Consider the following 20,959-nt stretch of genomic DNA (forward strand, 5'->3'; position numbering starts at 1 on the left):
AAGTGTTTACGCTCGTGGATGATACGAGCGATAAACATCTTTGAGTCGAGCTTTTGACACGTGTGTATAAATTTGAGTAGTGGAAATATCAGCATGACCAAGCATCTCTTGTACGGCTCTCAAATCTGCTCCATTTTCTAATAAATGAGTCGCAAAAGAGTGTCTCAGCGTATGTGGTGTAATTTCTTTTGTGACCCCTGCTTCAATAGCAACCGCTTTCAGTATCTTCCAAAAACCCTGTCTTGACAGTGGATGGCCATGATGATTGACGAATAGTTCATCTGTTTTTTTCTGTTTAACCAGTTTCGCTCGTGATCCATCCAAGTAGACTTCTACTGCCTCTTTCGCTAGATCGCCAAGTGGAATAATTCGTTCTTTGGACCCTTTCCCCATACAACGTACAAATCCCATTGTTAAATGCAGATCACTTACCTTTAATGTAATCAGCTCTGTAACGCGCAACCCTGTTGCATAAAGCATCTCAAGCATGGCTTTATTTCTTGCCTTCAAAGCGCCGTTTGCTTTCACATTTAACAGCTTGTCTACATCTTCTGAAGACAACACCTTAGGAAGTTTACGTTCTTTTTTTGGAGTCTCTATATGTAGGCTTGGATCATGATTTGTCACCTTTTCACGAACCAAGAACTGGTGAAATAAACGAATAGAAGAAAGTAACCGAGCAAGCGTGGCTGCTGATCTTCCTTTATCATTCAGTTCGTATAAGTATTTCATGATATGGGCACGCGTAACATGATCCCAGTCGCTTATACTTTCTTTCGTTTGCAAGAAGCTTTGATATTGAAGTAAATCCCGCTGATAAGACTGTATTGTATTTGAGGATAACCCTCGTTCAACTGTTAAAAAGTGAAAGAAATCTTCCAAAGCAAATTTCATGCTCTTTACTCTCCTAATCGAAAGAAAATCGAAAGACGATCCGTCCACTCTGACTCTACCGGGCTTACAACTTTAACTGCAGCTCCATCTGGAGGATCATAACGATGCTGTCTCTCATATTCTTGATGAATCATTTGTAAGGCTGCATAAAAAACGCATGTACATAAAGTAAATACAATAAGAACCTTTACTAAGTCTTGTAGACTTTGCTTGATCTTAGACATGATACCACTCCTCTAAGTAAAACTTGTTTATAAAAGGATATGCCTAAAATCAATATAAATATACATATAGATTCCTATATACTATTAACGTACATGATTTTAATTTATTTGTAAATAGGAGGCTATGGAACATACGTTAGCCGCTCTGCTATTTTCAATTACTATACCAAACCTTGCTAAACTAAAGGATACTTACCTGTACGAATAAAGAAAATCATTAATCACCTATTTTCAGAATGAGAGAAACTGAATAGTGTCATTATAAAACCGCTATAAAGATAGATTCATAGCGGTTTTATCGGAATCAATTCTAATTAACTACGAAGTACTGTTTGTGGTTACGGCTGCCTTTTTACATACACGGCAGATTCCGTGGAAGGTTAAACGATGGTCTTTGACTTGAAAATCCCATTGTCCTTCTATCATTTTCTCTACATCACCCAATAGGTCTTCCTCTATTTCTTCGACCGACCCACATTCAATACATACGAGATGATGGTGAAAATGCTCTGCCCCCTCTTTACGAAGGTCGTAACGTGATACCCCATCACCAAAGTTTATTTTATCCACAACTTTTAGCTCTGATAGTAATTCTAGAGTACGATATACTGTTGCAAGACCGATCTCAGGCGCTTTCTCTTTTACGAGGAGGTAAACGTCTTCGGCACTTAAATGGTCTTCTTCATTTTCTAAAAGTACTCTCACTGTTGCTTCACGTTGTGGTGTTAACTTATAACTTTGGGAATGTAGTTGCTTCTTAATCCGTTCAATGCGATGCTCCATCTCGTTCTCCCTCCCTCGTAATTCCAACTTTATTATAAGCAGAGACAGAACGAGTGTCAAATTAAAATAATTACAAAGTGTTAATGATAATCACTTTAAATTAGGTATGATTATTATTTATAAATCCATTGAATAACAACTTCAAATATGGGATTAGCAATAAATACTTCCACTACAGAGGCACCCATCAATACAAGCAAAAGAATGCCGAACATGGCGCTATAGCGGCCAAAAGCTTGAATAATAGGCTGATGTACGCGTCGGATAAATAGCTGTTTACACAGTGTTAAAGAGAAAATCAGTGCTAATGCCCCCGCGATTAAATAAACAGGAATAACTAATAAATTTTGTGGGGCAATAGAAGCTGAGGACAATAGTAATCCGTACCAGCCCATTTGATTGACGAGGAACCCTACAGAGAAGCCCACGACAAGCCCTTTAATAAACAATAGAACAGTGATAATTGGCATACCGACAATTGATATTCCCAGTAAAAACAGTAACAGCATATATTTAATATGATAGAGAATGCTATCCTTCAACAAGGTCGTCTTCGCTTGTCCTTCCACTCCTACAATTTGCTGAAAGAATTGCTCTAGATAGAAGAACAGATCTTGCTTTTGAACAAAATTCATACTGTTAACGATCACAGCACCAAAGATCATTCCCATAATGAATAATACGAAAATAAACACAAATATGCTCATATGGTTGTGAACGTCTTTCCTCACCATTTTTACGCCCTGTTGCATGGATTCTTCATCCTTTCTCATAAACGATCTATGATTAATCTATGATGAAAGGACAAGAAATAGACCATGATTTACGAGAGTTTTGGCTGTATCTTTCCGTACACTCCTCCTCCGCCTTCTATAATCTCAAGCTCGCCTTCTCTCATGCTCACAATAGCAGCAGCTACATTTTTGGGTACGACCTCTATCATATCCTGGTAATTTATCTCATGGATGATAGCCATTTCTGTACCAAAGGCTTCCAGTATCTTCTCATACGTTTTATGTCCTACGCCTGGAAGATAGTCTAAAGGCACCTGGTAAATGTAATCAGGTCGCTGTGGAGCTAATGAAGCACTGATCAATTCTTCAATTCGATCCGCTACACCCTTAACCATCTTCTTCGAGCCGCAAGCTTTACACGTTCGGTCTGACGGTGAACCTGGATGAAAGCAGACAGCGCAAACGGTTCTATGGTATTTACCCAGCTTAGGATTCATCCCGAAATTTTTCCTAACACCTCTTCCCCCCGTTTGCTTCAATGCTTTTCCAAACTCTAAAAAGGAGGCATGATTCAAATCAACGAGTTGATATTCTCGTGCCAGCCTGATCGCCGAGTGAGCATCTGAATTCGTTAGAAAAGGATAATGATGAAGTTCTTCAATTTGATCGGCCATCTCTGTGTCTGAACTTAACCCAAGTTCAACTGCGTCAATGCGATCCGCATCAAACACCTCCCGCAAACTTGTTTTAACACCTTTTCCGTACATGCTCTTAAACGGGGTAAACACATGGGCAGGAATAAACCAGCCACCATGCTCATGAACATACCCTTGCAGTTCTCGTCCTGTTCCGTAAAACCTTTGGGAACTTAAGTTGATGTTGGTCATTTTATGTGCTAGCCATTCTGTGAATGCCTTCATTTTCTCTATGGTTGGAAAATAACAAAGAACATGGATTGGCCCGCTAGATGCCGCATCATAAATTTCAATCTCTGAACCGAGGAGAAGGACAGTGTCTTCAAAGCGAACGCCTCCCTCTGCAAGTTCTTTGGCCCCGCCGTGCTCTACCAAATAGATCAGCTCTTCTTGCACAGCCGGAACATGGGCATCAATGACGCCGACAATGTCTAATCCCTTCCGACGACTCGCCTGTTCCAAAATGGCTGTAATCGTTAATGACTTTGAGCCGGTAATCTTAACAGGTTTCCCATACCAATCACTTCCTACATGCACATGCAGGTCGACGAAATACGAGCTGATACTCATCTATTTTCCTCTCGCAATTTTAAATAGAGTAGAGCATAGGCCGTCTTGGCATCGTGAATTCGTTGCTCTACAGAAAGCTGCTCTGCCTCTTCTAAAGTTAATTCACGCACTTCTACAAATTCATCCTCATCCATATCCACTGCTTTTTCTAACGGCTTAACTCGATCGGTAAAGTACAGATGGACGAGTTCATCAGCAAATCCCGGAGATGTATAGAACGATGTAATGAGCTTGAGTTGGTCTGTTGTGTAGCCTGTTTCTTCTTCCAGTTCTCGGAGTGCAGTAATTTCAGGCTTCTCGCCCTCTTCCAGCTTTCCGGCCGGTATTTCTAAAATACTCTTCTCTAGTGCCTTACGATACTGTTCTACAAACACGATCTTTCCTTCATCCGTTAATGCGATAACAGCTACGGCGCCTGGATGCTTAATCAATTCCCGTTTAGATGTTTGTCCATCGGGTAAAGTAACACTGTCTATCTGCAGCTGGACAATCTTACCTTTATATATGACTTCTGTATTAATTGTTTTTTCTTCAAATTTATTCAAACAACTTCATCCTCTCTTTATATCTATATGTTAGTTTATCATAGAGGAAGATAGACACGACTTACAAACGGAAAGGAATGATACTAATATGAATAAACGCAAGGTAGGTTCATCAGATTTATATGTATCTGAACTAAGCTTAGGCTGCATGTCTCTCGGCAAGGAGAAGGAGAAAGCCAAATCCATCATTGACCGTGCTCTCGAAGCTGGAATCAATTATTTAGATACAGCTGATCTTTATGATTTTGGAAGAAATGAAGAGATTGTTGGAGAGGCCATTCAAGGTCGTCGAGAGGATCTAATCATTGGTACGAAGGCAGGAAATAGATTCAGCCAAGGAGAAGAAGGATGGTCATGGGATCCCTCTAAAGCTCATATCAAAACAGCTGTAAAAGACAGTCTGAAGCGTTTAGGGACAGATTATATAGACTTATACCAGCTACACGGCGGAACGATTGATGATCCAATTGATGAAACGATCGAAGCCTTTGAAGAGCTGAAGCAAGACGGATTGATCCGAGAATATGGAATATCATCCATCCGACCAAATGTCATTCGAGAGTATGTTGAAAAATCAAGCATAGTCAGCGTTATGATGCAATACAATGCACTAGACAGAAGACCTGAAGAAGAAGTCCTCGATTTACTCAAGGACAATCAAATCAGCATTTTGGCACGCGGTCCACTCGCGAAAGGAATGCTGACTTCTAAAGGCCGCCAAGTCGCGCAAAACAAAGCTAAGGACGGGTTTCTTGATTATAGCTATGAAGAAATATTAGCTATTACGGAAAAGTGGCAATCATTTGAAAGCGACGCACGATCTGCTTCCGCTCTAGCGCTAGAATACACTCTCCAAAAAGAAACAGTGGCATCAGCTGTGTTTGGAGCGAGCTCCCTTAAACAGTTAAACGATAATTTGAGCTACCTCGAGGCTGACCCGTTGCCTAAACACTTATACGATGACATTCAATCTCTAACAAAAGCAGTCACGTATGATAAACATCGATAACAACAAATAATACAACTAACATAAGAAATAACGCCCCTCCTATTAAAGGATGGGCGTTATTTCTTGAATGACTTCCAGTCTAAATCACTTTCATTTAACAACTCTTCAAAACTTTTGTTCGCTTCTTTCCGTTCTCTCTCTTCCATTCTTTGCCGTCGTTGCTGTTTCTGCCTCTCCTCTTCTTGGTGCTTCAGCTCTGACTTTTTAGATCGAAGCTTCTCAACCATGTCTTTGTTGAGTTGTTCACTCAAAGAACCTTCATTCTTGGATTTTTTGCTCATAATGGCACCTCATTCTTAATCGTTCCAGTGGGAATAATCGGGTTTAATACACCATTAGGACTGGTAAGACGAAAGGAACCTTTGACAAAATCTAACTTCATATCCGGTTTAAAAAAAGTAGTCTGCTGACGGTCAATGATAACCTTATAATCAATGTTTTCAACCGTTTCATCGGTATCTTCAAACATTTTATCTGTCAACCTGATCGTTGGCTGACCGTTTACTCCACAGCCCAATCCCTCTGTATCGTAAAATAAGCGAAGATAAGAATGACTTTCATCTTTTAGCAGTTCCAACTGTTCTTTTGCAACGTCAGTAATTGTTAATTTCATTGTCCATCACCCCTATTTGCCTCTATCATAAGAAATCAGCGGCTCTTGTGCAATGGTTTTGCTTATTATTCCTCTACGATCTTCTCTTGCCCTGGATTACTTTTGATTAAATTGTCGTACTAACGCTTTTTCCATGAGTGCTGGAGCTAGTTGATAAACTTTACTTCCTGAATCCATCCATGCCGGTAAGTTAATTTCCCGCCGCTTCGTAAATAAGTGTTTTACGACCGTAAAAGCCACATTGTTAGGATCAAGCATCATCTTATCAACGGCTTGCTCATAACCGCCAGAAGGATCTGCTTCTTTAAAGAAATTTGTCCGAACAGGTCCGAGGTTGACTGATGTAACATACACCCCGTCTTTTTCAACCTCCATACGTAAAGCGTTGGTAAAACCGATGACGGCATGCTTAGATGCTGAGTAAACGGCTGATTTAGGTGTGGCAATCTTCCCTGCCTGCGAAGCAATATTTACGATGTGCCCTTGTTTTCGGTTCAAGAAATGTGGCAAAAGTTGATGTGTGGTTCGGATTAATGATTTGACGTTGACACCAAGCATCCGGTCAATATCCTGCCATTTTGCCTCAGACACATAATCGAAAACAGCCATCCCCGCATTGTTAATAAGTGCATCTAAAGGACCGTGCTCAAAGCAAATACGGTCAACAACATCTTTCCAGGCAGGATCGTTTGATAGATCCGCCTCATACCAATAACAGGGAACGTCAAATTGCTGCTCTATCTGTTGTGAAATGATTTGTAATCGCTCCACCGACCGCGCAGCGAGAATAGGTATTCCCCCTTCCCTTGCTACATGGATAGCAAGATACATCCCGATCCCGGTTGAAGCTCCTGTAATTAAAATATTTTTACCAACCACATGACTATTCATAACGATCACCCATTTACATAATATATTTTTTGTTTATCTTGTTCCGTCGTTTCTACAAGGTGCTGCTCCTCCAGGTAATCAAGCTGTCCGATCGTTTCAGACATCGTCAGCCCAAATTGACTTTTTATTTGCTTTGGAAACAGCTTCTCACATATTTCATAAGCACGTAAAGGACCTTTTTCAATCATCCTAAGTACTTTGTGGGCGCGCTCTTCTTGCCTTTTCAAGCGATGTTCAATCAACTCCTTCACTTGACCAAAACATTTCCCATGGCCAGGATAGACTGTAGCGATGGTGTAGTCTGCTAACTTTTGCATTGAATGACGATACTGCAATAACGGTTTTGGTCGTCCCTCCCCTTCTGTGTATGAGGGCTCAAGTAGGGGATTAGAGGAAATGTGAGCAAGTAAATGATCCCCGCCAATCATTGCCCCATCAGTTTCTCTTACAAATGAAAGATGTGACTGGGCATGTCCTGGTGTTTCGATAACCTGCCAATCCAGATGTCCAGGCAAGCGATCTCCTTCAAGCAGTTCTTGAGTCAATGTACCTTGTGAACTCCACTGTAAAGGTTTCCGCAAGCCTTTAAGTAAATGAAAATAGCTAGAAGGCACACCTGCTTCGAAATACATCTCCTCAAAAAACTGCTCATACTTGATAAAGAAACGATCCTCCCTTTCAAGCCACGGACGCAATTTAGGATGGGCTGCTACATTACGAATATGGGGAAAATATTCAACCAGCCCCATATGATCAGGATGGTGATGTGTGAGAATGATTTGCTCCACATCCTCGGAGCTGTAACCAAGCTGCTTTAACTGAACTTGCAGCGACTGCCATGCCTCCTCTGTCTTTATACCTGCATCAACAAGTGTAAGCATCTCCCCTTCAAGCAAGTATGTATGAACATCCCCAACTGCATACGGAGTTGGTAATGTAAATTGATGGATGATATCTTTTAGCGTTTTCATAAAAATGCCTCCAAATAATGAATATCCATTCATTTTTATTTTCTATTGTACCATTGTTTTGAAAGATGTCCCACTAAGCAATGATTCCCTATAGGTTGTTCAACCTTCTTGCTTTTAATTTGGCAACTTATTGAATACTCACCTATTAAAGAATATAGAAACCGCCACATATGGCGGTTTCTATGATCGGAATAAATGATGAATGGTTTTAGTTACTATCTTTGGAAGTTTCTCAAAACTGTACGTAAGCTCTAATCGTTCTGTCCATTGGTGCGCATCTTTACCAAGTGGTCCAATATTAATAATCGGCATCGTCACAGAATCCATCACGTTTGATGGCAAATTAAATCCCTTCCCTTGGATTGGCATCTGGCTAAGTAATTCATCAATCGGTGATTGTTGAGAGGCGGGGCCAATAAAGCTTAGATCAGATAATCCTGGAAAGTATTCTTGTTCAGAAACGTCCACATCATACTCTTCTTTTGCAAAAGAGATCGCTTGACTGGCAGCCCCCTGAACCAATGGATCATTATGGGAAGAAACAGCTGGGTAAAAGGGCGGACTGTAAAACAGCACCATCATTGGAGTAATATCTTTGCATAACGCTGCTAACTGCTGTACAAGCGTGGTGGAAAAGTCTCGATCCCCCTTATCTCGCTGCTTGATCAATAAATTTTGCCTCCGTTCCACTTCTGGTTTTCCATGACGTTGAACGGCTTCATGATATAGCTGATCATATGTCAATATGTTGATTGTCGGTTCAAAAGAAGAACTTTGGGTGTGCTGCAAGTAAAAAGAGGCTTGTTTATGATAGTGAGTAATAATCTTTTCTTTCGCTCTCTCCGCCGCTTGCAGCAATTTTTTGTTTAATTCACTGATCGTCTGTTTCATATAAAGAACGTTATACATTGTCACAGCAGCCTGTGGAGTTTGAACAGAATATTCTTCTTTTAAATCTCTTTGCATTAAACTAATCGGGGGCGGCGTTCTCTCTCCATTTACTTCTTCAATAAAGGCTTCGTTTAGTTCCAGTTCCTTCGCTAAATAGCTGATCATCAGATTGGCGTTCAACCCTCCGAACGGCTCGCCGGCATGAGTTTCTTTTCCATAACATAAAAATCCTGGGAGCATTTTTCCTATAGAGCCCGTATATAAATAATAATTAGGATCACCCGGATACTTACTAAACATCGGTTCTCCATTAATTGCTGTCTTAAACTCTAGTCCCTCTTCTTCTTTCATCTTCTCAAGAACAGGTAAAGCGGCGAGCATCCCCTCAGAGTTCACTTCCTCGTCCGGTACAGCTAAAAGTAAGAGATTCCCATCAAACTCACCGGCCATTGCCTTTTCAAGCAGTGATAATTGAACAACGAGCCCCGCTTTCATGTCCATTGTCCCCCGGCCAAACAGCCAATTGCCTGTCTGCAAATCGCGTGCCGCATCTTCAGGTAATTCGTCAATGTATTTGTATAGTTCCTGGGTCAGTTCTTTAGGGTAAAAAGCTAGATTTTCCCATGATCCATAATCCTGAACGGAAACGACATCGGCATGGGCAATAAGTACGATTGTTTCCTTCGTCTTGCCTTTTTTAACGAGCGCTGATAGAAGCTGGCGACCATCGTCTAATGGATGAAGCTTTAAGTGAGATGGGTGATTTTGATAATAATCATGATCTCCTAAAATATAATATAAGTATTCAAAGATTGCGATTTCAGCTTTACTTCCTGTTACACTCGGGTATTCTACCAGGGAACATAGAAGTTCAGTTAATTGTTGTTTGGTCTGCCATCTGGTCATGTCATATTCTCTCCTTTGCCGTTGACTTTTACAAAAGAATAAACCACAATCAAATCGTAACCTAATGAAGAGGTGAAGCTTTGTGATAAAAACAATGATCTATGCTCATAGAGGGGCAAGTAAGCTTGCTCCCGAAAATACAATGCCAGCCTATCAAATAGCCAGCGAGTCTGGAGCCGATGGATTAGAAATTGACGTTCAGCTCACAAAAGACAGTATCCCCGTGTTGATCCATGATGAAAATGTACGGCGGACTACAAATGGTACTGGCTTTGTTCAAGACTATACATATGATGAAATCAAGCAATTGGATGCTGGCAGTTGGTTTTCTTCCAAATTTTCTGATTGTTCCATTATAACACTCGACTACTTTTTACGCTGGTTTAAAGACCTACCTCTGCTATTAAATGTAGAATTAAAGACGAATGTGATTGAATATAAAAGAATTGAGAGAATCGTATACGATAGCTTAAAGCATTATCAACTGCTAGACCGGACAGTAATTTCAAGCTTTAATATTACAAGTATTAAAAAAATGAAGATAATCAATCCGTCTGTCTCCACCGCCTTTTTGACATCAACTAAAAGGAGACACCTGCCCGGATACGCACATTCCCACGGCGCCTCTTCCCTTCATATTAAATACCGAATGCTTGATAAGAAAATCGTTAAACAATGTCACAAAAACCACATGCCGCTTCGGATTTACACAGTCAACCGGCCTAGCTGGATGGAGAAATGCTTCAAAATGGGTTGTGACGCTATTTTTACTGATGTACCTCACGAAGCTGTTGAATACCGTGAATTATATAAAAAAAAGCAGGAGAAGTAATGCTCTTATATTTCTGCATTATTTGAATGTTCGATTTTCAAACCATAACAGGTCTTACCATGCCATAATCATTCTTTTATTGTTTACAGTTTAAATTACCTTTAGTTCGAATGACTAGTCTGACTCCCCTCCTTTTGTTATTTTAGTTATAAGCTTCAACTACAAAGCAGCTATCCCTTGTGACTGAGGTAATGAAGCAAAAACAAGGAGGAAAACAAAATGCAACCTAAACTTTTTTCACCCTATACTATCCAAAATGTGTCACTAAAAAACAGAATCGTCATGTCCTCAATGTGTATGTATTCCTGCCATAACGAAGATGGACAAGTTGAACCTTTCCATCTTACCCACTACGAGAGTCGAGCGGCAGGTCAAGTCGGTCTGATTATGACTGAAGCAACAGCTGTCCAGCCTGAAGGCAGAATCTCCCATCAGGATCTCGGTATCTGGAGTGACGACCATATTGAGGGTTTAAAATCAATTACAAGTGGCGTCCACCGTCACATGGCAAAAGCAGGTATTCAGTTAGCCCATGCAGGAAGAAAGGCTAATTTGCGTGATCCTATATTTGCGCCAAGCCAAATCCCTTTTAATGCTTCACTCAAGGAACCACAAGAAATGACAACTACTGATATAAGAGAAACGGTGTCTGCTTTTCAAAAAGCGGCAACCCGTGCTAAACAAGCTGAGTTTGATGTGATCGAACTACACGGAGCTCATGGCTATTTGATTAACCAGTTTCTTTCCCCTCTTTCAAACCACCGGGAAGATCAGTATGGCGGCACCCTTGAAAATCGTTACCGTTTCCTCGAAGAAGTGCTTGAGTCTGTAAAGAAAGTATGGGACGGACCTATTCTCGTAAGAATTTCAGGAAACGAATATCATGAAGATGGGAATACAATAGAGGATCTCACTTATTTTGCTAATCAAATGAAGCAACAAGGAGTTGACCTTATTGATGTAAGTTCGGGCGGGGTGGTTCCCGCCTCTATTGAACCTTACCCTGGTTATCAGGTCAGTTATGCTCAACAAATTAAAGAAGGAGCAGATATTGCGACAGGTGCTGTCGGGCTAATTACTTCCGGTAATCAGGCAGAAGAAATTTTACAAAATGATCGTGCTGACTTAATTTTTCTAGCACGTGCCTTGTTAAGAAATCCCTATTGGCCAAAACAAGTAGCTGATGAACTTGGTTATGAATTAGAAGGGCCTGTTCAGTACACAAGGGCCTGGTAAAATCATGGAGCATAAAGGATAATTTCTTCTTTCCTAAAGTCGATGCGACCCACTAATGTGTGGTCCTCGGCTTTTTAATAATTCACGTAAGTCTCTGTGTGTCACAAATCTAAACCAGGTGGTATAATAAGGAAGAAGGAGGTTGCATATAATGGAATTGTTTTTTCTAGGAACTGGATCAGGTGTTCCCTCAAAAGAACGTAATGTCTCCTCCCTTGTCCTTCGGATGCTTGAAGAGCGTGGAACGACATGGGTGTTTGATTGTGGTGAGGCAACACAACATCAAATCTTAAATACAACGATCCGGCCACGCCGTATTGAAACGATTTTTATTACTCATTTGCACGGTGACCACCTATATGGACTTCCTGGGTTATTAAGCAGTCGTTCTTTTCAAGGTGGAGAAACGCCAGTCACCGTTTATGGACCAGAAGGTTTAAAAGAATATGTAGATGTTAGTTTAAAAATAAGCGGTACTCGTTTACGCTACCCTTTGCATGTTGAAGAGATAACTGAAGGCATGCTCTTTGAGGATGAAAAATTCACGGTTGAAGCGATAAAACTCAAGCACGGATTAGAAAGCTACGGATACATCATTAAGGAAAAAGACAAGCTTGGCGAGCTATTGCCAGATAAGCTTAAAGAACTCGGCGTAAGCCCTGGTCCTATCTATCAGCAAATTAAAGAAAATGAAACAACCACATTGGCAGATGGTCGAATCGTTACTCGTAAAGATGTACTGGGTCCGCCAAAAAAAGGACGTAAAATTGCTATCTTAGGTGATACCAGATACATACCCGAATTAATCGATTACCTCCATGGTGTTGATATTCTTGTCCATGAAGCAACGTTTGCAAGTGAAGAAGAAACAATGGCCTATGATTATTTCCATTCAACCGTGAAGCAGGCTGCGACCCTGGCTAAAGAAGCAAAGGTTGGGGAGCTGATTTTAAATCATCTATCGTCGAGGTATCACGGACCGGCGATTAAACAACTTGAACAGGAAGCGAAGGCTATTTTTCAAAATACGATGATTGCTTCTGATTTTTATCAGCACAAGGTAGAGCGAGTCGATTAAGGAGGCAGGCCAATGAATTCCTTTGTAAAAAAGCAAAAACGATGGTTCAATGAAGGGCACACAAGGAGTTATACTTTTCGTAAAGAGCAATTAGTGAAGCTTAAGAAAATGATAACCACATTTGAACAGCCTCTGATTAATGCCTTAAGATTCGATTTAGGTAAATCGGAATATGAGGCTTATACAACGGAAATCGCCTACTTAAAAAGAGAAATCAATGATCATCTAAAACATATTAAAAAATGGATGTCACCTTCAAAAGTCAAGACCCCCCTTACCCATAAAGGCTCGAAAAACTATATCATGAAGGAGCCTTATGGTATAGCGCTTGTGATTGCACCATGGAACTACCCTGTCCAGCTTGCCTTTGCACCTGTGATTGGGGCGATTGCTGCAGGTAATACAGTCATCTTGAAACCATCTGAACACACCCCGACTGTGTCATGGGTGATTAGGAAAATGGTCGAACAATACTTTCCTAACCACTTCTTTGCCGTTGTGGAAGGTGAAAAGGAGGTCACACAAGGGCTGCTTGATCAGCCTGTTGATTATATTTTCTTTACGGGAAGTGTGCCGGTCGGAAAAATAATTATGGAAAAAGCAAGCAAACGACTGATCCCTGTTACTCTTGAACTAGGAGGAAAAAGTCCGGCCATCGTTCATAAAGATGCCGCCCTTGACTTAGCTGCCAGGCGTATTGTCTGGGGGAAGTTTATGAATGCAGGGCAAACATGCATTGCCCCTGATTATGTATATGTCCATTCGGATGTAAAAGCCAACTTCCTGAAAAAGGTTCAAAAGTATATCCAGCAATTCTATGGTCTTGACCCATTAGCAAATCCTGATTACGTAAAAATTGTAAACCGTGTTCACTTTAACCGAATGATTGGCTACTTGGACCAGAGTCATCTTGTGTTTGGTGGGGGATATGACGAGGAAAAACGACGGATTGAACCAACGATCATGGATCATGTAAGCTGGAACGATACCATCATGCAGGAGGAAATTTTTGGTCCGCTCCTCCCTGTTTTGACCTTCGATTCACTTGATGAGGTCATTGAGCAGGTAAGCAGGCGTCCCAAGCCGCTCGCCTTATATTATTTCGGAGAGAATGAAGAGGATCAGCTTAGAGTCACCCATTCCATATCATTTGGCGGCGGATGCATCAATGATACGCTTTATCACATCTTAAACCCTCATCTCCCTTTTGGCGGAGTTGGAGAAAGTGGAATGGGCAGCTATCACGGAAAAGCCAGCTTCGACACCTTCACACATCAGAAGAGCATCACAAAGCAGACAACTAAATTTGATCAAAATTTCAGATACCCTGGTTCCCAGCCTGCAATAAAAGTGATTAAAAGACTGCTAGGTTAACTAAATATGTCACTTTATAAGCACAAACATTGCTAAAGTGTGATGTTTTTGTTTTAATTTTATGCTAGAAAGAAAAATGCGTAGATTGTCTGGTGAAGGAGGGGTTCGGCATGCACAATACAGTACGGAGATCATTGTTTTATTTTTTCGGAATCATTATTTTAACGTTCGGTATTGCACTAACAATTCAGTCAAAGTTGGGTACGTCTCCTTTCGATGCCTTGCTAGTTGGACTGTTTCGGACATTTGGCTTAACTATTGGCAGCTGGGAGATCATCGTAGGCCTAACGATGATTCTTTGTAACGCATTCGCCGAACGACGGCGCCCCGAATATTTTGCGATCCTAACTTCATTACTAACCGGTTTTTCCATAGATGCATGGCTTTTTGCCATTGCAGAGTGGGCTACACCTGAATCAATACTTACTCAGTCCATTTGTTTAGGTATAGGAATAGTAGCCAGTGGGTTAGGTATTGCGATTAATTTACAAGCTGATTTTGCTCCAAATCCTTTTGACCGATCCATGTTAGTCTTAAAAAAATTAACGGGATGGAACGTATCGGTATCCAGAGCTGCGATTAGTATTGTCCTAGTTATACTCGCAGCTATATTTAGTGGACCTATTGGGGTCGGGACAGTGCTAATCACCTTTATTAGCGGAACCCTCATCCATTTGTCCATGCCATATGTTTCTCAGGTTGACCAACTTCTTTCAAAACAAGTTGAATATACGAAGAAGCATGCGTAGTTGGCATGCTTCTTTTTTATAATGAGACAAGTTCTCCTTATCTACCGTGAACAACCTCATAAATTGTAATAATTCTTCCAAACCTAGATTCTTTAACTAAAAATTCAAGATGCCCTAACCGCCGTATTCTCGCTTACTTTATTCAACCTATAGCTCATATAACTGTGTAGAGCCATACCTATGATGATGATCGCAACTCCGAATATAGCCATACTACTAGGAGCAGGTATGGATAAAACCAACATCTCCCCTACAATAACAAAAATGACTTGCATCGATTGAGTTGCTTCAACGGCAGCAAGCTTCCCTGGATGATGGCGTACGTTATTTGTTGCAAAAAATAACAAAGTTGTTGCAATGACTCCCGAAGAAACTCCAACTATAATTGATTGTGATACTTGACTAGTTGGAGGAAGACCAACTTTAATAAAACCAATTAAAGAAATAACCATCCAAAATGGCATACTCACAATCGTCATCCCCAACACTCGTTGAAAAGTATCAATTCTACCGTCGCATACTTCCATCATTTTTCGGTTCCCTAAGGGGAAGGCAAAGGCAGCAACCAAAACAGGCCCTATTCCCAAGAGAACCTCTTTACCAGATAAGGATTGAGCATTTGGAATTTGAAGGATGACAATACCGACGAGAATGAACACAGATACCATTAAAGATGTAAGAGGTATTTTTTTACGAACTTTAATTGGACCATCCTTCGTTTGCACCGTTTCGTAGAACAATACGCTTAATAACGTTCCAGCCACAATCGTAAGTTGCCATGTCCCGGCAATTAGCCAACCAGGTCCATAAGCGGCAGAGTAAGTTAGCGGAGCATAAAACATCACGAAACCAACGAAACTCCATAACATCCATTGAAGAGGCTTTCTTAGAATTTCAGCCCATAAAGGCTTAACATTTTTTCTAAACAATACAAGGAGAAATAAGAGTGGTAACATAGAGAAAAACCGTAATGATGATGACCAAAACCAACTACCGCCAGCAACCTCCATGGAACGATTTAAAATAAAGGTGACTGCAAAAAAAGCAGATGCCATTATTCCAATCATCATGTCTTTCACGGAAACACCGCCTTTATATTATAATTTATCAAAAGTAAATTATAATATACTATAGCATGACAATATATTTGTGTCTAACTTTTTATTTAAGGAGGCTCTAACCGTCTTGAATTCAATGAATGATGAAAAAAAATTATCCCAACAAGTGGGATCGACATTAAGAAAAGTGCGTAATAATAAAGGGTTAAGTCTACAGGAACTAGCCGATCTTTCAAATGTTAGCAAACTTACTCTTGGTAACATTGAAAGGGGAGAAGCCAACCCGTCCTTATCAGTCATTTGGAAAATCGCCAATGCTTTGTCCATCCCTATATCTTCTTTACTAAACGAATCGAATGAGATTGTGATTTCCCGCAATCACTCCGGGAACAAAGTTTTAAGTCACAACGAAGCATGTTTACTTGAACCAATGTTCGATGAAAAAGTGTACGGCCCCATTGAAATTCACAGGGCATTTTTAAAAGCCAGCAGTGAATACTCACCTGGTCCCCATCAGCAGGGTGTCATTGAATATGTCACGGTAATGGAGGGATGTACTACAGTGACCATTGAGGAAACAAGCTACGAATTAAATACGTATGACTCTATAAAATTCAAGGCCGATGTAAAGCATTCCTACCTAAATAAAGGGACGGAAGAAGCCGTTTTACATTTTGTTATGACCTATACAAATTAAACGATCGTTGTTAAGCATGTCACCTTTCGTTTAAACGGCGGCATGCTTAATGATTCTGCGCTATAGAGAGACACCGCCCAACAACTAGTGACTGGAGACAGATCCCCATCGACTCTTAAATTCGTCCCGTTAACAAAAGAGGCCTGTTCAGAAGCCAGGGAAACAACCACTGTTCCTCGGTTTCCAGTGACTCGAAGTCATAAAAACCCGCCTGTAGTTCCAGCATTATTACTAACACATTGATGGTCCCGAAGTTATGTAACGAGCTTGAGACAAGTTGATTAACATATTCCTATTTATTAAATCTGTTTGAACCACTACCACTTTGGAATGATCTGGTTCAATAAAACGGTTTGCTTCCGACAAATCCTGCTTGTCTCTCCCCAAATGACTACATGCGCTCCCTCTTTGGCAATTCCTTTCCCTATTCCTTTGCTTCTACCTGTCATCACTACAGTTTTATAGTTTAATCCCATATCCATGTTAATCCTTCTAATCAAATAGATACCATTCCCTATCCTGTTCCCATCAAATATAGCTAATCCGTAACGTTCTTAGTCGATGTTTTTATCAAGCTCCCACTTCAGACAGACCAAAAATTAAGTAATGGTAGTTCAAAATATTAATAAGAACCCAAACTTTACGCAAAATAATGAGGTACGAACTAAAACGGTAAAGGGTGTTTGAAATGAAAGTTGCAGAACTGTTTGTAAAATGCCTTGAAAATGAAGGTGTTGAATACATTTTTGGCGTCCCTGGAGAAGAGAACATCGATCTTATGGATGCACTCCTTGACTCTAAAATCGAATTTATTGTCACACGCCATGAAACGAGTGCCGCGTTTATGGCAGGAACCTACGGAAAACTAACAGGAAAGCCTGGTGTTTGTCTTGCTACTCTGGGACCTGGAGCGACAAACCTATTAACAGGTGTGGCCAACTCCAATATGGACCATTGCCCTTTAATTGCGATCACCGGTCAGGCCGGCATGAACAGGCAGCATAAAACTTCTCATCAATACTATGATCTCGTAGACATTTATGCACCTGTAACCAAGTGGAATGCACAAATTAAAACGGGAGAAATCGTTCCCGAGGTGGTAAGGAAAGCTTACCAGCTGGCGAGTCAGGAAAAACAAGGGGCTACACATATTGATCTGCCTGAAGATATCGCCGGGATGGAAGTAGATGGAGAACCCCTTCAAATTACAGGTCACTCCCTCCCACAAGCGGATGAGAAAGTGATTGAAGAAGCGACCTCACTAATCAATAAAGCCGATTATCCGATTATCCTCGCCGGGAATGGGATCGCACGTGGACAGGCAACGGAAAGTTTGCGCCAGCTTGTAGAAAAGACGCAAATCCCGGTTGTCCATTCCTTTATGGGGAAAGGAACCCTCTCTTGGAAGAACGAATTAAGCTTGCTGACAGCTGGAATTAGCGGAAAGGATCATATAACATGCGGATTTAAACAGGCGGATTTAATTATTTGTATAGGATTTGATATGGCTGAAACACCTCCGCAAAATTGGAATCCAGAAGCAGCTACGCCTATTTTGCATATCGATACAGAGGAAGCTGAAATTGATTCCCATTATCCTGTCGCTTTGAATGTGGTTGGGGATATTAGAGAGAACTTAAATGAACTAATCAATACCATACCTAACAAAGAACGGGATCTAACTTGGGTTGCTTCAATAAGAAATCAAATTCTTTCTGAGTTAGAGGAATATAAGCAGGATACTGGGTTTCCAATCAAACCACAAAAAATCATTTCTGATCTTCGCGATGTTTTAAAAGACGAGGATATAACTATATCAGATGTCGGCGCTCATAAGATGTGGATGGCACGCATGTATCATACAGCCGAACCAGACACTTGTCTCATCTCAAATGGATTAGCCTCTATGGGGGTAGCTGTCCCCGGGGCAATTGGCGCTAAATTGGCTTCACCTGAACGTAGTGTCGTGGCCGTATGTGGTGATGGAGCTTTCCAAATGACAGGCGCAGAGCTTGAGACAGCCGTTCGCCTCAATCTTCCTATTGTTATTTTGCTGTGGAGGGATGATGGCTATGGGCTTATTGAGTGGCATCAGATGAAAAAGTTCGAACGTGCTTCCTATATTAGCTTTGGTAACCCAGATTTTGTACAACTGGCCAAGTCTTACGGTTTTGATGCGATGAGAATGGAGAAAGCAGAAGACCTAAAACCAGCCTTGGAACAAGCCATAGCTATGAACAAACCTGTATTAATTGATTGCCCTGTGGATTACAAGGAAAATATGAAATTAACCGAGAAACTCAAGGATATTAACTGTTAGCGAGGTGAAAAAATGAGAATTGGATCAATTATAAATGGTAAGGAATACAATGAGGAACAACGTGAAACATTAACTGTCTATAATCCCTATAACCAAGAAAAAATAGCTGATATTGTTTTGGCAAATGTCGAAGATTTAAATAAAGCCATTGAACAAAGCTTCGACACCTTTCACAGTACAATGAAAACGATGCCCGCATATCAACGAGCGAATATATTACTCAAAACGGCGAACCTTCTTGAAGACAGAAAAGAATCATTTGCAGAAACGATAGCAAAAGAAGCAGGAAAGCCGCTAAAATATAGCCGCGGTGAAGTGGACCGTGCTGTACAAGTGCTCCGTTTCGCATCGGAAAGAGCCAAACATATCTATAGTGAGGTCATTCCGCTAGATGCTGCAGTTGGAGGAGAGAATCGTTTGGGATTTACAAAACGGATTCCTCTAGGTGTTGTAGCTGCAATCACACCGTTTAATTTTCCACTCAACCTGTCGCTTCACAAACTTGCGCCTGCAATAGCTGCAGGCAATACAGTATTGTTTAAACCAGCAGAAAAAACACCCATTTCTGCTTACATGCTTGTCCAACTTTTTCATGAGGCTGGTCTCCCAACAGGAGCTTTGAATCTGATCATGGGCAAAGGCGAAGAAGTCGGTGACCCGCTGGTTCAGCATGAAAAAGTTCATAAGGTTACCTTTACTGGTAGTTTACCTGTTGGGAAAAATATCAGAGAAAAGGCCGGATTTAAGAAAGTTACGTTAGAGTTAGGGTCAAACTCTCCGAATATTTTATTTGAAGATGCTGACATGGAGCAGGCAGTCGAGGATTTAGTCAAGGGTGCCTTCGCCTTTTCGGGTCAAGTATGTATTTCAGCCCAGCGAATTTATGTTCATCATTCCCTATACGACTCATTTCTTAAGGAATACGTCAGCCAAACGGAAGCTCTAACGATCGGCAATCCGACTAATGAAAGCACTGATTTCGGCCCAATGATCAACAAGGATGCTGCTGAAAGGGCTAAAACATGGATCGACGATGCCGTCTCAAAAGGAGCCAAAATTGCAACTGGCGGTAAATTAGACGGAACCATGTTGACACCCACTATCATGACTGAGGTAAAAAATGACATGAAAATCATAGCAGAAGAAGTATTTGCCCCGATTGTGTCAATCATTCCTTTTGAAACAGAAGAAGAAGTCGTCAAGCTTTCAAATGATTCGATTTACGGCTTACAAGCAGGAGTGTTTACCAAGGATATTAACCGGGCTCTTCGAGTGGCTAACGAACTTGAAATGGGCGGTGTATGGATTAATGAAATCTCTACCTACCGACAAGACAACCATCCTTATGGCGGTGTAAAACAAAGTGGAATCGGCCGTGAAGGTGTAAAATACGCCATTGATGACATGACAGAACTGAAGTTTATCGGAATTAACCTTAACGAAAAAAGACTGTGACGCTTACATCATAGTCAGCTTGTAGAGAAACCCCTTATTTTCTCTACAAGCTTTTTTTGCATACGTACGGACGAATATTACTCGCTCTCCGCATCATATTTATATTTCCATGGCTAGAAATCCTTTTCCCGTTTGATAGCGACGATGGGCAATAAGGGTCAAGTATCCGTCATGTAAACCCATAGCTTCTACGTCAAAACCGAATCGTTCGATTGGGCGATCTAACCATTGTAAATAAGGCTTGGAATGATTAACGAATGCCATGGAAAGAACCAATAAGTAAAGAGCACAAGGGCATCAAGGGAAGGTCGACATTGTCTTCCGAATAATAGGGCACACTTATTCATCAGGGAACAAGGAAAAATTTATGTATTGGTCAATCTACGAAGCAATTGGCCCTCCAGCACAAGCTCTTCAATCGTAACGCTCCATCT

General features: G+C 40.9%; 23 protein-coding genes. 9 read left to right on the plus strand and 14 right to left on the minus strand.

What is annotated here, in order from left to right:
• Nucleotides 1-6: 6 nt before the first annotated feature.
• The 6 genes from xerD to MUO14_RS01200 form a co-directional block, all read right to left on the minus strand.
• Entirely contained in the window at nucleotides 7-894 is an 888-nt protein-coding gene (xerD, locus tag MUO14_RS01175; protein ID WP_244753264.1) for a site-specific tyrosine recombinase XerD, read from the minus strand.
• A 5-nt stretch (nucleotides 895-899) separates the two neighbouring features.
• Entirely contained in the window at nucleotides 900-1,118 is a 219-nt protein-coding gene (locus tag MUO14_RS01180) for a YqzK family protein (protein WP_244753265.1), read from the minus strand.
• A 318-nt stretch (nucleotides 1,119-1,436) separates the two neighbouring features.
• Nucleotides 1,437-1,901 carry a ferric iron uptake transcriptional regulator gene (fur, locus tag MUO14_RS01185; protein ID WP_244753266.1) on the minus strand — a complete coding sequence of 155 codons (465 nt, stop codon included), beginning with the start codon at nucleotides 1,899-1,901 and terminating at the stop codon, nucleotides 1,437-1,439.
• Nucleotides 1,902-2,014: 113 nt separating this feature from the next.
• Entirely contained in the window at nucleotides 2,015-2,653 is a 639-nt protein-coding gene (gene spoIIM / locus MUO14_RS01190; protein WP_244753267.1) for a stage II sporulation protein M, read from the minus strand.
• Between the two features lie 71 nt (nucleotides 2,654-2,724).
• Complete coding sequence (locus tag MUO14_RS01195) at nucleotides 2,725-3,894, minus strand: endonuclease Q family protein (RefSeq protein ID WP_396265827.1); 1,170 nt, start codon at nucleotides 3,892-3,894, stop codon at nucleotides 2,725-2,727.
• 2 nt (nucleotides 3,895-3,896) lie between these two features.
• Nucleotides 3,897-4,445 (minus strand): NUDIX hydrolase, encoded by a 549-nt coding sequence (locus MUO14_RS01200; RefSeq protein ID WP_244753269.1) that lies wholly within the window; start codon nucleotides 4,443-4,445, stop codon nucleotides 3,897-3,899.
• An 88-nt stretch (nucleotides 4,446-4,533) separates the two neighbouring features.
• Between MUO14_RS01200 and MUO14_RS01205 the strand changes: the two genes are divergently transcribed.
• Nucleotides 4,534-5,454 carry an aldo/keto reductase gene (locus MUO14_RS01205; RefSeq protein ID WP_244753270.1) on the plus strand — a complete coding sequence of 307 codons (921 nt, stop codon included), beginning with the start codon at nucleotides 4,534-4,536 and terminating at the stop codon, nucleotides 5,452-5,454.
• A 56-nt stretch (nucleotides 5,455-5,510) separates the two neighbouring features.
• On the opposite strand, the gene MUO14_RS01210 is transcribed toward MUO14_RS01205, so the two are convergent.
• The 5 genes from MUO14_RS01210 to MUO14_RS01230 all read right to left on the minus strand — a co-directional run bounded on the left by MUO14_RS01210 (nucleotide 5,511) and on the right by MUO14_RS01230 (nucleotide 9,726).
• Nucleotides 5,511-5,735: a YqkE family protein gene (locus MUO14_RS01210; protein WP_244753271.1), complete on the minus strand. Its 225-nt coding sequence runs from the start codon at nucleotides 5,733-5,735 to the stop codon at nucleotides 5,511-5,513.
• Nucleotides 5,732-6,067: an iron-sulfur cluster biosynthesis family protein gene (locus MUO14_RS01215; RefSeq protein ID WP_244753272.1), complete on the minus strand. Its 336-nt coding sequence runs from the start codon at nucleotides 6,065-6,067 to the stop codon at nucleotides 5,732-5,734. Before MUO14_RS01215 ends, MUO14_RS01210 begins: the two co-directional genes overlap by 4 nt.
• Nucleotides 6,068-6,163: 96 nt before the next feature.
• Complete coding sequence (locus tag MUO14_RS01220) at nucleotides 6,164-6,958, minus strand: SDR family NAD(P)-dependent oxidoreductase (protein ID WP_244753273.1); 795 nt, start codon at nucleotides 6,956-6,958, stop codon at nucleotides 6,164-6,166.
• Between the two features lie 5 nt (nucleotides 6,959-6,963).
• Nucleotides 6,964-7,929 (minus strand): MBL fold metallo-hydrolase, encoded by a 966-nt coding sequence (locus tag MUO14_RS01225; RefSeq protein ID WP_244753274.1) that lies wholly within the window; start codon nucleotides 7,927-7,929, stop codon nucleotides 6,964-6,966.
• Nucleotides 7,930-8,109: 180 nt separating this feature from the next.
• Nucleotides 8,110-9,726, minus strand: a complete 1,617-nt coding sequence (locus MUO14_RS01230; RefSeq protein WP_244753275.1) for a M20/M25/M40 family metallo-hydrolase — start codon at nucleotides 9,724-9,726, stop codon at nucleotides 8,110-8,112.
• 82 nt (nucleotides 9,727-9,808) lie between these two features.
• Here MUO14_RS01230 and MUO14_RS01235 point away from each other — a divergent pair, with 82 nt between their 5' ends.
• From MUO14_RS01235 to MUO14_RS01255, 5 genes are all read left to right on the plus strand, one after another.
• The gene (locus tag MUO14_RS01235) at nucleotides 9,809-10,558 is read left to right on the plus strand and encodes a glycerophosphodiester phosphodiesterase (RefSeq protein WP_318036003.1); all 750 of its coding nucleotides are present in this window, start codon (nucleotides 9,809-9,811) and stop codon (nucleotides 10,556-10,558) included.
• 219 nt (nucleotides 10,559-10,777) lie between these two features.
• Nucleotides 10,778-11,794 (plus strand): NADPH dehydrogenase NamA, encoded by a 1,017-nt coding sequence (gene namA / locus MUO14_RS01240; protein WP_244753276.1) that lies wholly within the window; start codon nucleotides 10,778-10,780, stop codon nucleotides 11,792-11,794.
• Between the two features lie 151 nt (nucleotides 11,795-11,945).
• Nucleotides 11,946-12,872: a ribonuclease Z gene (gene rnz / locus MUO14_RS01245; RefSeq protein ID WP_244753277.1), complete on the plus strand. Its 927-nt coding sequence runs from the start codon at nucleotides 11,946-11,948 to the stop codon at nucleotides 12,870-12,872.
• A 12-nt stretch (nucleotides 12,873-12,884) separates the two neighbouring features.
• Nucleotides 12,885-14,246 (plus strand): aldehyde dehydrogenase, encoded by a 1,362-nt coding sequence (locus MUO14_RS01250; RefSeq protein WP_244753278.1) that lies wholly within the window; start codon nucleotides 12,885-12,887, stop codon nucleotides 14,244-14,246.
• 110 nt (nucleotides 14,247-14,356) lie between these two features.
• On the plus strand, nucleotides 14,357-14,995 hold the full coding sequence (locus MUO14_RS01255; protein WP_244753279.1) for a YczE/YyaS/YitT family protein: 639 nt from the start codon (nucleotides 14,357-14,359) through the stop codon (nucleotides 14,993-14,995).
• Nucleotides 14,996-15,099: 104 nt separating this feature from the next.
• On the opposite strand, the gene MUO14_RS01260 is transcribed toward MUO14_RS01255, so the two are convergent.
• Nucleotides 15,100-16,074 (minus strand): DMT family transporter, encoded by a 975-nt coding sequence (locus tag MUO14_RS01260; protein WP_244753280.1) that lies wholly within the window; start codon nucleotides 16,072-16,074, stop codon nucleotides 15,100-15,102.
• A 115-nt stretch (nucleotides 16,075-16,189) separates the two neighbouring features.
• Here MUO14_RS01260 and MUO14_RS01265 point away from each other — a divergent pair, with 115 nt between their 5' ends.
• On the plus strand, nucleotides 16,190-16,750 hold the full coding sequence (locus MUO14_RS01265) for a helix-turn-helix domain-containing protein (protein ID WP_244755433.1): 561 nt from the start codon (nucleotides 16,190-16,192) through the stop codon (nucleotides 16,748-16,750).
• Nucleotides 16,751-17,067: 317 nt separating this feature from the next.
• Here the strand turns inward: MUO14_RS01265 and MUO14_RS01270 are convergent, their stop codons facing one another.
• Nucleotides 17,068-17,232 carry a hypothetical protein gene (locus tag MUO14_RS01270; RefSeq protein WP_244753281.1) on the minus strand — a complete coding sequence of 55 codons (165 nt, stop codon included), beginning with the start codon at nucleotides 17,230-17,232 and terminating at the stop codon, nucleotides 17,068-17,070.
• A gap of 206 nt (nucleotides 17,233-17,438) precedes the next feature.
• Between MUO14_RS01270 and MUO14_RS01275 the strand changes: the two genes are divergently transcribed.
• Nucleotides 17,439-19,070: an acetolactate synthase large subunit gene (locus MUO14_RS01275; protein ID WP_244753282.1), complete on the plus strand. Its 1,632-nt coding sequence runs from the start codon at nucleotides 17,439-17,441 to the stop codon at nucleotides 19,068-19,070.
• Between the two features lie 12 nt (nucleotides 19,071-19,082).
• A complete protein-coding gene (locus MUO14_RS01280) occupies nucleotides 19,083-20,525 on the plus strand; it encodes an aldehyde dehydrogenase family protein (protein ID WP_244753283.1) in 1,443 nt (480 codons plus the stop codon).
• Nucleotides 20,526-20,624: 99 nt separating this feature from the next.
• On the opposite strand, the gene MUO14_RS01285 is transcribed toward MUO14_RS01280, so the two are convergent.
• Nucleotides 20,625-20,789 carry a hypothetical protein gene (locus MUO14_RS01285; RefSeq protein ID WP_244753284.1) on the minus strand — a complete coding sequence of 55 codons (165 nt, stop codon included), beginning with the start codon at nucleotides 20,787-20,789 and terminating at the stop codon, nucleotides 20,625-20,627.
• Nucleotides 20,790-20,959: the final 170 nt, after the last annotated feature.

This window comes from Halobacillus shinanisalinarum, from assembly GCF_022919835.1.
Taxonomy (GTDB): Bacteria; Bacillota; Bacilli; order Bacillales; family Halobacillaceae; genus Halobacillus_A; species Halobacillus_A shinanisalinarum.